General features: G+C 74.5%; 13 protein-coding genes and 1 pseudogene. 5 read left to right on the forward strand and 9 right to left on the reverse strand.

Annotated features, from left to right (window positions below; genetic code table 11):
• Nucleotides 1-5: 5 nt before the first annotated feature.
• Entirely contained in the window at nucleotides 6-1,421 is a 1,416-nt protein-coding gene (locus tag LQ327_RS35025) for an MSMEG_1061 family FMN-dependent PPOX-type flavoprotein (protein WP_308286378.1), read from the forward strand.
• A gap of 7 nt (nucleotides 1,422-1,428) precedes the next feature.
• Here LQ327_RS35025 and LQ327_RS26065 read toward each other — a convergent pair whose 3' ends face one another.
• The 4 genes and pseudogenes from LQ327_RS26065 to dut all read right to left on the reverse strand — a co-directional run.
• Nucleotides 1,429-2,235, reverse strand: a complete 807-nt coding sequence (locus LQ327_RS26065) for a DUF3159 domain-containing protein (protein ID WP_230738712.1) — start codon at nucleotides 2,233-2,235, stop codon at nucleotides 1,429-1,431.
• A 139-nt stretch (nucleotides 2,236-2,374) separates the two neighbouring features.
• Nucleotides 2,375-2,752: an OB-fold nucleic acid binding domain-containing protein gene (locus LQ327_RS26070; protein WP_230738713.1), complete on the reverse strand. Its 378-nt coding sequence runs from the start codon at nucleotides 2,750-2,752 to the stop codon at nucleotides 2,375-2,377.
• Between the two features lie 79 nt (nucleotides 2,753-2,831).
• Nucleotides 2,832-3,557: a DUF3710 domain-containing protein gene (locus LQ327_RS26075; protein ID WP_230738714.1), complete on the reverse strand. Its 726-nt coding sequence runs from the start codon at nucleotides 3,555-3,557 to the stop codon at nucleotides 2,832-2,834.
• A gap of 126 nt (nucleotides 3,558-3,683) precedes the next feature.
• Nucleotides 3,684-4,136: pseudogene (gene dut, locus LQ327_RS26080) on the reverse strand (dUTP diphosphatase); the annotation flags it as partial.
• 122 nt (nucleotides 4,137-4,258) lie between these two features.
• Between dut and LQ327_RS26085 the strand changes: the two are divergent.
• Nucleotides 4,259-4,759: a DUF3093 domain-containing protein gene (locus tag LQ327_RS26085; protein WP_230738715.1), complete on the forward strand. Its 501-nt coding sequence runs from the start codon at nucleotides 4,259-4,261 to the stop codon at nucleotides 4,757-4,759.
• 187 nt (nucleotides 4,760-4,946) lie between these two features.
• On the opposite strand, the gene LQ327_RS26090 is transcribed toward LQ327_RS26085, so the two are convergent.
• The gene (locus LQ327_RS26090) at nucleotides 4,947-5,249 is read right to left on the reverse strand and encodes a DUF4193 domain-containing protein (protein WP_179793927.1); all 303 of its coding nucleotides are present in this window, start codon (nucleotides 5,247-5,249) and stop codon (nucleotides 4,947-4,949) included.
• Between the two features lie 315 nt (nucleotides 5,250-5,564).
• Between LQ327_RS26090 and cei the strand changes: the two genes are divergently transcribed.
• On the forward strand, nucleotides 5,565-6,200 hold the full coding sequence (cei, locus tag LQ327_RS26095) for an envelope integrity protein Cei (protein WP_230738716.1): 636 nt from the start codon (nucleotides 5,565-5,567) through the stop codon (nucleotides 6,198-6,200).
• Nucleotides 6,201-6,271: 71 nt separating this feature from the next.
• Here the strand turns inward: cei and LQ327_RS26100 are convergent, their stop codons facing one another.
• Nucleotides 6,272-7,114 carry an inositol monophosphatase family protein gene (locus tag LQ327_RS26100; protein WP_230738717.1) on the reverse strand — a complete coding sequence of 281 codons (843 nt, stop codon included), beginning with the start codon at nucleotides 7,112-7,114 and terminating at the stop codon, nucleotides 6,272-6,274.
• 57 nt (nucleotides 7,115-7,171) lie between these two features.
• On the opposite strand from LQ327_RS26100, the gene ppgK reads away from it, so the two are divergent.
• Together ppgK and LQ327_RS26110 are read left to right on the forward strand one after the other, a co-directional pair.
• Entirely contained in the window at nucleotides 7,172-7,927 is a 756-nt protein-coding gene (ppgK, locus tag LQ327_RS26105) for a polyphosphate--glucose phosphotransferase (RefSeq protein WP_230738718.1), read from the forward strand.
• Between the two features lie 239 nt (nucleotides 7,928-8,166).
• A complete protein-coding gene (locus LQ327_RS26110) occupies nucleotides 8,167-9,546 on the forward strand; it encodes an RNA polymerase sigma factor (protein ID WP_230738719.1) in 1,380 nt (459 codons plus the stop codon).
• A gap of 51 nt (nucleotides 9,547-9,597) precedes the next feature.
• Here the strand turns inward: LQ327_RS26110 and LQ327_RS26115 are convergent, their stop codons facing one another.
• The 3 genes from LQ327_RS26115 to LQ327_RS26125 are packed head-to-tail and all read right to left on the reverse strand — an operon-like array spanning nucleotide 9,598 to nucleotide 12,816.
• Nucleotides 9,598-11,862 (reverse strand): heavy metal translocating P-type ATPase, encoded by a 2,265-nt coding sequence (locus LQ327_RS26115; RefSeq protein WP_230738777.1) that lies wholly within the window; start codon nucleotides 11,860-11,862, stop codon nucleotides 9,598-9,600.
• A 5-nt stretch (nucleotides 11,863-11,867) separates the two neighbouring features.
• Nucleotides 11,868-12,464, reverse strand: coding sequence for a GTP-binding protein (locus LQ327_RS26120; protein WP_372460752.1), 597 nt, complete (start codon nucleotides 12,462-12,464; stop codon nucleotides 11,868-11,870).
• Nucleotides 12,445-12,816, reverse strand: coding sequence for a DUF742 domain-containing protein (locus tag LQ327_RS26125; RefSeq protein ID WP_230738721.1), 372 nt, complete (start codon nucleotides 12,814-12,816; stop codon nucleotides 12,445-12,447). Before LQ327_RS26125 ends, LQ327_RS26120 begins: the two co-directional genes overlap by 20 nt.
• Between the last annotated feature and the right edge of the window lies 1 nt (nucleotide 12,817).

Below are 12,817 nucleotides of genomic sequence, written 5' to 3' on the forward strand. Positions count from 1 at the left end.
ACCCCATGACCCTGAACGCCGAGGACCTGACCCTCCGGTACGACGACCGCGTGGTCGTCGACGACCTCTCGGTCACCATCCCGACCGGGAGGATCACCGCCGTCGTCGGGCCGAACGCCTGCGGCAAGTCCACCCTGCTGCGAGGGCTCGGGCGACTGCTCGGGCCGGTGGCCGGGCGGGTGCTGCTCGACGGCTCCGACGTCCGCGAGCTGTCCGGCCGTGACCTCGCGCGCCGGCTCGGGGTGCTGCCGCAGACCCCGGTGGCGCCCGAGGGCATCACCGTCGCCGACCTCGTCGAACGCGGCCGGTCGCCGCACCAGGGCTGGTTCGGGGGCCGGTCGGCGGCCGACGAGACCGCGATCGCCCGCGCCATGGCCGCCACCGGGGTGCTCGAGCTCGCCGACCGGTCCGTCGACGAGCTCTCCGGCGGCCAGCGCCAGCGGGTGTGGATCGCGATGGTGCTCGCCCAGGACACCCCGACGCTGCTGCTCGACGAGCCCACCACCTACCTCGACATGGCCCACGCCGTGGAGGTCCTCGACCTGCTGGTGGACCGCAACCTCGGCGAGGGCACCACCGTCGCCGTGGTCCTGCACGACCTCGACCTCGCGGCCCGCTACGCCGACCACCTCATCGCGATGCGCGACGGGGCCGTGGTCGCCACCGGCAGCCCCGCCGAGGTGGTCACCGAGCGGACCGTCGAGGCGGTGTTCGGCACCCCGGTCCGGGTCGTCGAGGACCCGGTGTCCGGCACGCCGCTCGTGGTCACGATCGGGCGGCACCGGGTCCGCCCGGACCTGGTCACGGCCACCACGGCGGCCGACGACGACGGGTACGTCGACGGCGGGCACCACCTCGCCGACGAGCCGGCGCTCCGGGAGGTCGTCGACGAGCCGCATCCGCTCGTCGTCGAGAAGGTCGCCGACCACGTCGACGAGGTCGCGGCGACGTTCCTGGCGGCCGCGCCGCTCGTCGTCGTGGGCTCCGGCGACGCGGCGGGCGGGGTCGACGTCTCGCCCCGCGGCGACCCCGCGGGCTTCGTGCGGGTCCTCGACGGCGGCCGGCGCCTCGCGCTGCCCGAGCGCAGCGGCAACCGGCGGATCGACACCCTCCGCAACGTCGTCACCGCGCCGGGGCTGGGCCTGCTCTTCCTGGTCCCCGGCGTGCCCCACGCGCTGCGGGTCAACGGGCGGGGCCGGGTGGTCCGCGACCCCGAGGTCCTCGGGCTCTGGGAGGACCCACCGCCGCTGGCGCTGGTGGTGGACGTCGAGGAGTCGTTCGTGCACTGCGGGCGCGCCCTGTCCCGCTCGGGGGTGTGGGGCGAGAAGCCGGAGCCGGCGGCGGACGTCCCCGGCCTCAAGGAGCTGCTCGACGCGGCCCGGGCCGCCTGCCCTCGGGAGGAACCCGCGTCGGGGAACTGAGGGCCGGTCAGGCCGGGGCGGCGTCGCCCTGGGCGGCCTCCTCCTCGGCCTTCGCCTCCGCGGTCGCCCGTCGGATGGCCCACACGGTCACCGCGGCGGCGAGCACCGCGAGCGGCACGCCCATCGCGAGCCGGACCCAGCCGAGCCAGGTGTCGGCGTACGCCGAGTCGTAGAGCCAGCGCTGCACCACGAACCGGGCCCCGAAGACGACGACCCAGGCGAGGGTCGCGATGTCGTAGCCCCGGCGGAGGTAGGCCGAGCGGCGCCACCCCTGGCCGTCGCCGTTGACCAGGTGCCACAGCGTCCCGACGAGCGGCCAGCGCACGATCATCGAGATCAGGAACACCCCGCCGTAGAGCAGGCTGGTCCAGATCCCGAGCAGGAAGAAGCCCTTGGCCTGCCCGGTGCGCCACGCGATGAACGCGCACACGGCGACCCCGAACAGGCCCGAGAACGCCGGCTGCAGCTTCTCGCCGCGCACCAGCCGGTAGACCGCCACCGCGACCGCCGAGACCACCGCCGCGATGATCGACGCGACGAGCGCGTGGAAGATCGCCTGGACGACGACGAACACGATGACGGGGACCGCCGAGGAGATCACCCCGGTGACCCCGCCCATCTGCTCGAGCAGCGTCGGGGCCCGCTCCTCGGCGGCCTCGGCGGACCCGTCGGCCTCGTCCTCGGCACCGCTGCCGCCGTCTGACCCGTGACGACCGACCCGCCCGTCCCGGACCGGCGCGGTGCCGGCCCGGCCGGCCACCGGCGCCGTCGGGGGGTCGGGGCGCGCGCGGCGCGGGGCGACCGGTCGTCCCACCGCCCGCGCACCCGCCGGATTCGTCTCGTCGGAGGCCGAGAACGCATCCGTCGGCGGCTCGTCCGGGCGCGCGTGGCGCCCGCCCCCGGCCTGGTGCCGGGTCTGACCGAAGTCGGGCTGGCGGATGGTGGTGCTCCCCTCAGGGCGCTCGCTGGAGCTCGTAGTACGGGTTGTAGATGACCTTGCGGCCGTCGCGGACGGCGACCCGACCGCTGGCCCGCAGCGTCCGACCCGGCTCGATGCCGGGGATGCGCCGCCGGCCCATCCACACCAGGGTGACACCGTCGGTCCCGTCGAAGAGCTCCGCCTCCAACGTGGCGACGGAGTCCCGCGGACAGATCTCGACCGAGCGCAGCCGGCCCTTCACCGTGATCGCCTCACCGGAGCCCGCGCAGTCGCTCGCGAGATGACACCCGGACCGCTCCGCCTCGGCGGAGAGGTCGTCGGCGTCCAGCTCGGACACGTCGGAGGTGAGCTTGCGGACCATGCGCGACACGAAACCCGAGCTCTTGCCCATCGTCCGCTCCTCTGGAGTGACATCGCGGCCGCCGCGGTGCCGTCGGACCCGCCATCGGGTCCGAACTCAGCCTAACCCGTCAAGAACGCCCGGGTGACGTCCCGGATTCCCCCTGCTGCGGCAGCATCATCGGGATGACGGGACCGTCCTGTGAGGTGATCTGACGGGGGCGGGTGGGCAGCGACTGGAAGAGGGTGTCGCGGAAGATCTCGGGCACGTCCTCGGGCACCTCGAGGGGCAGCAGCGAGCGGACCGGCAGCGGGTCCTCGGAGCGGGCGACGACGGTGCCGCGGATCATCTCGCGCAGCATCCCGTGCAGCGCGAGGGCGTGCTCGGCCGGCCCGGTCCCGACGCCGCGCAGCAGCCAGCGCGGGCCCTCGACGGCCACCACGCGCGCCACCACGTCACCGTTGCGGGCCACCAGCTCCCGGCCCCACTCGCCACGGTCGCGCCGGATCGTGGCGCCCTCGGCGTGCAGCTGACCGGCCAGTTCCTCGATGAGCTCGGTCCACAGGCCGCCGGTGCGCGGCGCGGCGAACGCGCTCACCGTGAGGCGGCCCTCCGGGAGGATGGCGTGCACCGCGCGCAGCGGGCCGGTCGGGTCGGGCTCGCAGACGAGCTTCGCGTTCGGCGGCACCGGCAGCTGCACGGACCCGAGGTCCAGGCGCAGCCGGCCGTCCCGCGGCGCGTCCTCGGAGTCCCACGGGCCGCGGTGCTGGTGGTGCTGGCGTCCCGCCGGGTCCGCCGACGGCGACACCTGCGCGATGCGGCCCTTGCGGTGCTTCCCGCGTGCCGGATCGGTCACGACCACTCCACCTCAGAGCTCCTCTGCCGCCGGCCGCACGCGACCGTGATCGTCCACCGCGGCTCCATCGGCCGCGCGTGCCGGCTCCTCAATACCCTGCCCGTGACCATTTCGTGACATCAACGGGCCGAGATCACCCGTCCGGCTCCATCCTCCGGTGGAACCGAACCCCCCGGCGCCCCGTCCGGAGGCCGGGAGCTCGTCCACGACGCGCACCGTCGGGAGCTCCACGCGCTGGATCACCAGCTGGGCCACGCGGTCGCCGCGCCGCAGGACGACGGGCTGCCGAGGGTCGTGGTTGACCAGGCAGACCTGGATCTCGCCGCGGTACCCGGCGTCGATCGTCCCGGGGGCGTTGAGCAGGCCGAGGCCCTCGCGGGCGGCCAGCCCGGACCGGGGGCACACGAACGCGGCGTAGCCGGTGGGCACCGCCACGGCGACCCCGGTCCCGACGAGGGCCCGCTCGCCCGGCGCGATCTCGACGTCCGTGCGGGCGCACAGATCGAGTCCGGCGTCGTCGGGGTGGACCCGCTCGGGGACGGGCAGCCCCGGGTCCAGGCGGACCAGGTCGACCTCCAGCACGGTGGGCGAGATTACCCGGGCATCACGCCGCACCTGAGCGGGGCCACCCGCCCCGGCCCACGTCAGCAGGGCCCTTGCCCCGGGTGAGCCACGGCGTCGTGCCGCCTACCCTGGGACCCGTGACGCGCTCCCGCCCCTCCACGGCCCCGGCCGCGACCGCTCCCCCACCGGGGCTCGAGCGTCTCGGCCTGCCCTGGTGGGCGTGGCCGCCGGGCCTGTTCGCGGGGGCGCTCGTCGGCGTCGAGGCCAACATGGGGCTGCCTGCCGTCCCGTTCTGGATCCCGTACGTCATCGTCATGCCGCTCGCGGTCGTCGTGCTCTGGTGGCTCGGGCGGATGCGCGTCGGCGTCGGGCCGGGTCCCGACGGCGAGCGCGAGTTCTGGGCGGGCCCCGCCCACATCCCCACGCGCTTCATCGGGCGGACGGACGTCGTGCGCGGCGAGGACAAGCGGATGGCGCTGGGCCCCCAGCTCGACCCGGCGGCTCACGTCCTGCTCCGGCCGTGGGTCGCGCCGGCCGTCCGGCTCGAGATCACCGACCCGGACGACCCCACGCCCTACTGGGTGGTCTCGACCCGCCGTCCCGACCGGCTGCTCGCGGCGATCCGCGGCGAGCATTAGGGGCAGCCGGCAGGCTCCATCCCGGCACGCGACAGGCCCCGGCACGCGAGAGGCCCGGTCCGGGAGTCCCCGGGCCGGGCCCGTCGTTGTCGTGCTTCCGTGTCGTTCGTGCGGTGTCGTTCGTGCGATGTCGTTCGTGCGGTGTCTGCCGTGCCCGGTGCCGGTCGCCGGCCCGTGAACGGTGAGGTCAGGCCGCGCAGTCGCGGCAGATGAACGCGTTGCCGCGGGTCTCCGCCAGCCGGCTGCGGTGGTGAACCAGGAAGCAGCTCCCGCAGGTGAACTCGTCGGCCTGCTTCGGGAGCACCCGGACGGTCAGTTCCTCACCGGACAGGTCGGCGCCCGGGAGCTCGAAGCTCTCCGCGGTGTCGGTCTCGTCGACGTCGACGGCCGCGGACTGCGCCTCGTTGCGCCGGGCCTTGAGCTCCTCGAGGGAGTCCTCTCCGATCTCGTCGGACTCGTTGCGGCGCGGGGCGTCGTAGTCGGTCGCCATTGGTGTGTCCCACCCTCGTACGTGCGGTGTTGTCGTGCGGCTGCACAACGCGGGACGGCACCGGTTTGTGCCGGGGCCGTCGAGTGACGCGGGTCTCATCGACGTCGGGTGCTGACACCTGCCGCGCCGCGAGGCGGCGGAAGGGTAAACCACGGGCCACCGCATTACCCCATGGATCCGTTGGGCCGAAGGTGTGATGTCGGGCTCGTCGGTCGATCCGGGACCGGGGCCGGCCCGGATCCGCACCGGATCCGGGTGTCCGACGCGGTGCGGCGCCGTCGAGCGGGCGCACCCTCGCCTCTAGGGTGGGGCCCCGTGGCCGCCTCCCTCTTCCGGGCCGGCGGCGGGTACCGGCGCCGGCACCTCCTGCCCATGGGCCTGCTGGTGCTCGTCCTCGCCGTCGCCAGCCTCCTGACCTGGATCGTCGTGTTCGTCAACTCGACCTCCACCTCGGTGACGACGTGCAACGCGCCCGCGTCCGGCGGCGGGACCGTCGAGTCGCGCTCCGCGCTCGACTCGACGCAGGCCGCGGCCCCCGCGAACGCCTCGGTGCGGGTGCTCAACGGCGCCGGGCAGCGCGGCTCGGCGCAGCTCGCGGCGGTGGAGCTCGGCGAGCTCGGGCTGCCCGAGGCGGGCCAGCCCGACAACGACCCGCTCTACCCCGCCCAGGACCTCTCGTGCGTCGGGCAGATCCGCTACGGCCCGGACGGCGCGTCGGCCGCCCGCACCCTCTCGCTGGTGGTGCCGTGCGCCGAGCTCGTCGACGACAACCGCCAGGGCGCCTCGGTCGATCTCGCGCTCGGCAGCGACTTCCGGGACATCACCCCCAGCCAGGGCGTGACCGAGGCGCTCAAGGCCCTCACCCGCGGCAGCTCCACGGGCGGCCCCGTGCCGGGCACCGACGCGTCCGCGCTCTCCGCGCTGCGTGACGTGGACTGCTCCTCCTCATAGGTGCGCTCCGCGCATGTGAGCACTGATCCGTGCCCTGACACGGATTACTGCTCACGAGCGCGTCAGCGCACCTACACCTCCGCCACTCCGTGCGCGCGCAGCAGGTCGGCCAGGCCGGCCGCGATCCCGGGGGCGGCAGCGAGGACCGCCTCGGCGCCGAGACCGTCGGGGTCCTCCGACCCGGGCGCGCCCGGCCGGCGCACCACCGCGCCCGCCTCCTCGGCGATCAGGGCGCCCGCCGCCCAGTCCCAGTGGTTCAGCCCGTGCTCGTAGTAGCCGTCGACCCAGCCCGCGGCGACCGAGCACAGGTCCAGCGACGCGCAGCCCTGGCGCCGGAAGTCGCCGACCTCGCCCGCCATGCGCGCCAGCAGCGCGGCCTGGCGGCGGCGGCGGGCCGGGTCGTAGGCCAGCCCGGTGGAGACGACGGCGAGGCCGGGACGCTCGAGCGCGGAGGCCCGCAGGGTCCGGCCGTCGAGCTGGGCGCCGCACCCGGCCGCCGCGCTCCACACCCGCCCGGACACCGGCTCGACGACGGCGCCGGCGAGCGGCCGGCCGTCGACCTCGACACCGAGCGAGACGGCGAACCACGGCAGCCCGTGGGCGTAGTTCACGGTCCCGTCGATGGGGTCGACGATCCAGCGCACCTGGCCGGGCTCGGGCTCGGCGTCGGCGCCGCCCTCCTCACCGAGCACCACGTCCCCGGGGCGCAGGACGCCGAGGCGCTCGCGGACCAGGGCCTCGCACTCCTCGTCGCCCGCGGTCACGACGTCGGTGGCCGAGCTCTTGGTCGGCAGGTCGGCCACCGAGCGGGCGCCGACCACGCGGTCGCGCACCGCGAGGGCGAGCTCGGCCGCCTCCCGGGCCACCTCCACCGAGATCTTCTCCAGCTCCCGGCCATCCACCTGATCGTTCACAGGTTCCATCGGACCACACGCGACTACGATTCCCGACCAGCGCGAGAGGGGGCCGAAGTGAACGACGCATGGCGGCTCGGGGTGGACGTCGGGGGTACCGGGGTCAAGGGGAACATCGTCGACACGACGACCGGGGCGACGGTCGCCGAACGGGTCCGGATCGAGACACCGCACCCGGCGACCCCGGAGGCCGTGGCGGACACGGTGGCGGCCGTGGTCGAGGCCCACGAGTGGACCGGCCCGGTCGGCATCACGCTGCCGTCGGTGGTCAAGGACGGCATCGCCCACACCGCGGCGAACATCGACCCGAGCTGGCCCGGCACCGACGCGCTGACGCTCTTCGGTGAACGCCTCGGACGGGTCCCGGTGCACGTGCTCAACGACGCCGACGCGGCCGGGCTGGCCGAGATGCGCTTCGGCGCCGGCCGGGACCGCCGCGGGGTGGTGTGCATGCTCACCATCGGCACCGGCATCGGCAGTGCCGTGTTCGACGACGGGGTGCTGCTGCCCTCCACCGAGTTCGGCCACCTGCAGGTCGACGGGCACGACGCCGAGACCCGCGCCTCGGCGTCGGCCCGCGAGCGCGAGGACCTGAGCTGGGGGAAGTGGGCCAAGCGCTTCTCCCGCTACCTGCAGGTGCTCGAGGATCTGATCTGGCCCGACCTGTTCGTCCTCGGCGGCGGGGTGAGCAAGAAACCGGACAAGTGGCTCCCGCTGCTCGAGGCACGCACACCGATCGTCACCGCGCAGCTGCAGAACCAGGCCGGGATCGTGGGCGCGGCGATGGCCGCGGCGGAGGGCACAAGCCCCTGACCTGCACGTTCGTGGCGCCATTCGTCCGCGTCCGGATCTTCACGGACGGGGCGCGACGACCGGTCGACACGAGGTACGGGCGGCGGTCACCCGGCGTCGTTACAATGGTCGTCAGCCCAGGGCGGCACACCGCCGGATCCGGGTCCGCAGCCGGTCCCGACACGCCCCGTCGTGATGGCTCGGCCCAGGTCCGTCGACCCGGTGTCCGCCCCGCAGTCGTTCGTCGCGAAAGGTCGTACGTGGCAGCCGCAGATTCCGCTTCACGCCGTAGCGCCACCACCGCCACGGCAGAGCAGCCCTCAGCGCTCGCCGTGGTGACCGAGGACGCGGACGCTCCCGCGGCCGCTCCGGCCCGCGCGAAGTCCGGGACCAAGTCCCGGGCCGCCAAGTCCGGCCCGGCCGCGGCGAAGTCCACGAAGAAGGCCCCCGCCAAGAAGGCGGCCAAGGGCGACGCCCCCGCCGACGGCGAGGGTGAGGTCGAGCTCGACGGTCCCGAGGGCGAGCCCGCGCTCGAGGAGGGCGCGCCGGCCGCCGAGGACCTGACCGACGAGGTCGAGGCCCTCGGGGCGGAGGTCGTCGAGGCGACCGACGTCGAGACCGAGGAGCCCACCGAGGAGGACAAGAAGTCCGGCGACTTCGTCTGGGACGAGGAGGAGTCCGAGGCGCTGCGCCAGGCGCGCAAGGACGCCGAGCTCACCGCCTCGGCCGACTCGGTCCGCGCCTACCTGAAGCAGATCGGCAAGGTGGCGCTGCTCAACGCCGAGGAGGAGGTCGAGCTCGCCAAGCGGATCGAGGCCGGCCTCTACGCGGCGGAGCGGCTGCGCAAGGTCGCCGAGGCGCAGCAGGAGCTCGCGACGCAGATGCGGCGCGACCTGCGCTGGATCGTCCGCGACGGCGAGCGCGCCAAGTCCCACCTGCTCGAGGCGAACCTCCGCCTCGTCGTCTCGCTGGCCAAGCGCTACACCGGGCGCGGCATGGCGTTCCTGGACCTCATCCAGGAGGGCAACCTCGGTCTGATCCGTGCGGTCGAGAAGTTCGACTACACGAAGGGCTACAAGTTCTCGACCTACGCGACGTGGTGGATCCGCCAGGCCATCACCCGCGCGATGGCCGACCAGGCGCGCACCATCCGCATCCCGGTGCACATGGTCGAGGTCATCAACAAGCTCGGCCGCATACAGCGTGAGCTGCTCCAGGACCTGGGCCGCGAGCCCACCCCGGAGGAGCTGGCCAAGGAAATGGACATCACCCCGGACAAGGTGCTGGAGATCCAGCAGTACGCCCGGGAGCCCATCAGCCTCGATCAGACCATCGGCGACGAGGGCGACTCGCAGCTCGGTGACTTCATCGAGGACAGCGAGGCCGTCGTGGCGGTCGACGCGGTGTCCTTCACGCTGCTGCAGGACCAGCTGCAGTCGGTCCTCGCGACGCTCTCCGAGCGCGAGGCCGGCGTCGTGCGCCTGCGCTTCGGGCTCACCGACGGCCAGCCGCGCACCCTCGACGAGATCGGCCAGGTCTACGGCGTGACGCGTGAGCGCATCCGCCAGATCGAGTCGAAGACGATGTCGAAGCTGCGCCACCCGTCGCGCTCGCAGGTGCTGCGCGACTACCTGGACTGACGGCGGACGGGGTCGGACCCTCTCCCCCGGCCCCACCAACGGAGGCGCTGCTCAGGCGCGGCGCAACCGCAGGCTCGACCACACGACGAACGCCGACGACAGCGCCATGCTCGCCCCCGCCACCAGCGGGTTGAGCAGTCCGAGAGCGGCCACCGGCAGCGCGGCGAGGTTGTAGGCGAACGCCCACGCGAGGTTGCGGCGCACGGTGCGGCGGGTCGCCCGGGCGAGCACGATCGCCGCGGGAACCACGTCGAGCCGGTCGCGGACGAGGATCATGTCCGCGGCCGCCGCCGCGACGTCCGTTCCCGAGCCCATCGCGAGCCCCAGGTCGGCGGCGGAGAGTGCCGCGGCGTCGTTCACACCGTCGCCGACCATCGCCACCGACGCCCCGTCCGCGCGCAGCCGCTCGATCGCGCGCGCCTTCTCCGCCGGGGTCGCCCCGGCGATCACCTCCCCGATCCCGACGCACTCGGCCACCGCCCGGGCCACGATCTCGCGGTCGCCGGTGAGCAGCACCGTCCGGAGCCCGAGAGCGTGCAGCGCGCTCACCGCCGCCACCGCACCGGAGCCGACCTCGTCGGCGAGGGCGAACGCCCCGACCACGGTGCCGGCCCGGCCGACCAGCACCGTCGTGCTCCCGGCGGCCTCCCAGCCGGCGACCCGGTCGGCGACCTCGACCCCGACGTCGAGATCGAGCCCGGTCATGAGCCGGGCCGACCCGACGACGACGGTGGTTCCCTCGACCTCGGCCCCCGCGCCCAGGCCGGACAGGCTCCGGAAGCCGGACACGGCGGGGAGCTCCCCGACCGCCGCCCTGGCCAGCGCGGCGAGCGGCGCCGCGAGGAGGTGCTCGGAGCACGTCTCGATCGCGCCCGCCCAGCGGACCACGTCGAGGATCTCGACGCCGGGGGCGGCGACCGCGTCCACCGCCACCATCGCGCCGTCCGTGACGGTGCCGGTCTTGTCGAGCACGACGACGTCGACCTGCTCCGCGGTCTCGAGAGCCCGGTGGCCCTTGAGGAAGATCCCCTGCTCCGCGCCCCTCCCGGTGGCCACCATCAGGGCCATCGGGGTCGCGAGGCCCAGCGCGCAGGGACAGGCGATGACGAGGACCGTCAGACCTGCCGCGACGGCGTGCTCGACGGTGCCGCCGACGGCGAGCCAGCCGACGACCGTGACCACCGCCAGCACGAGCACCGCGGGCACGAAGACGCGGCAGACCCGGTCGGCGAGCCGCTGCGCCGCCGCCTTCGCGAGCTGGGCCCGGTCGACGAGCTCGGTCAGCGCGGCGAGGTGGGTGTCGCGACCAGCCCGCGTCACCTGCACGACGAGTCGCCCGCCGGCGAGGATCGCCCCGGCCGCGACCGCGTCACCGGGGCCGATCTCGACGGGCGCCGACTCGCCGGTCAGGACGCTCGTGTCGAGCGAGCTGCACCCCTCGAGGACGGTCCCGTCGGCCGCGAGCGCCTCGCCGGGGCGGACCACCAGGACGTCCCGCACCCGCACGACATCGATCGGCACCGATTCCTCGCGCCCGTCGCGCCGCAGCGTGGCGTGCCCCGGGCGCAGCCCCCGGAGCCGACGTACCGCGGCGCCCGCGTCGCGCCGGGCCGTCGCCTCGAACAGGCGTCCGGAGAGCAGGAACAGCGTGACCAGGATCGCGACGTCGAGGTAGACGGCACCGTCGGGGTCGGCGAGCGTCTGCCACCAGCCCCGCCCCGCCGGTGGCGGGCCGCCCGGCCGGGCCAGCGCCCAGCAGGACCACGCCGTGGCGGCGAGGACGCTGATCGAGACGAGCGTGTCCATCGAGACGGTTCCGTGCCGGACGCCCCGCGCCGCGGCGCGGTGGAAGGGCCACGCCGCCCACAGCGCCACCGGGAGCGCGAGCACGAGCAGCAGCGCCTGCCAGCCCGGGAAGCGCAGCGCCGGCTCGACGGCCAGTGCCATCGAGACGTGCGCCACGGGCACCCCGACGAGCAGGGCGACGACGAAGCGACGGCGGAGCCCGGCGATGGTGGCGGAGCGGCCGTCGTCCGGGGGGTCGGGGCTCTCCGTCCGCGTGTCCCCGCCCGGGGGCGCGACCTCGTAGCCCAGCTGACGCACCGTCGCGACGAGGTCGTCGACCGGGACGCTCGCCGTCTCGTCGGTCGGGTCGACGGTCGCGGTCTCGGTGGCGAAGTTGACCGTGGCCGACACGCCGTCGAGGCGGTTGAGCCTGCGCTCGATGCGCGCGGCACAGGCGGCGCAGGTCATGCCCCGGATCGTCAGCTCGACGGTCCGTCCGGGCGTCCGGACGGTGCCGGTCATGCCGGTCATGCCGGTCACGCCGCGCTCCGCGCGACGGCGTGCTCGACGAGCGCGACCAGGCCGCCCAGCGCCGAGTCGGCGCGGCGGGCGTCGAGCCGGACGAGCGGGCAGTCCGGGTGCAGCACCAGCGCGTCGCGCACCGTCTCGTCGTCGAAGTCCCCGGACCCCGGGAAGTCGTTGATGGCGACGACGAACGGGAGGCCGCGGTTCTCGAAGTAGTCGATCGCGGCGAAGCAGTCGTCCTCGCGACGCAGGTCGACCAGGACCAGGGCGCCGACCGCACCGCGGGCCAGCTCGTCCCACATGAACCAGAACCGCGACTGACCGGGAGTCCCGAACAGGTAGAGGATCATCGCGTCGTCGACGGTGATCCGCCCGAAGTCCATGGCGACGGTGGTGGTGACCTTGTCGGGCACGACCGCGGCGTCGTCGACGCCCACGGACAGGCTCGTCATCTCCTGCTCGGTGGACAGCGGCGGGATCTCCGAGAGGGCGTGCACCAACGTCGTCTTGCCGACGCCGAAGCCGCCGGCGACCAGGATCTTCAGGGGCACGAGCTGCTGACGGTCGGGCCGGGCGACCGACCCGTGCTCAGCGGGCGCGCAGTCCATCGAGGAGTCTCTCCAACAGTTCTCGGCGGGGGCGGCCGTCGGCGTCGACCAGGGGCAGGTGGACCGCGAGGTACTCGGACTCGACGAGGTCGCTGACGAGCACCCGGGCCACACCGACCGGGACGTCCAGGACGGCCCCGATCTCGGCCAGCGATCGCGGCGTGGACGAGGCCTCGACGATCGCGCGGTACTCCGGCGCGAGACCGGCGAGCGCGGCGCGCCCGTGCGCGGTCGCGGTCATCAGGGCCTCGATGGGCAGGTCGGGCCCGGCCGAGCGGGTGCGGCCCCGGGTGACCGCGTAGTTGGGAACGACCCGCCCGCCGTCCGAGCGCCCGTCGGTCTTCTCGTCCACG

This window comes from Actinomycetospora endophytica (assembly GCF_021026375.1).
In the GTDB taxonomy this organism is placed as follows: domain Bacteria; phylum Actinomycetota; class Actinomycetes; order Mycobacteriales; family Pseudonocardiaceae; genus Actinomycetospora; species Actinomycetospora endophytica.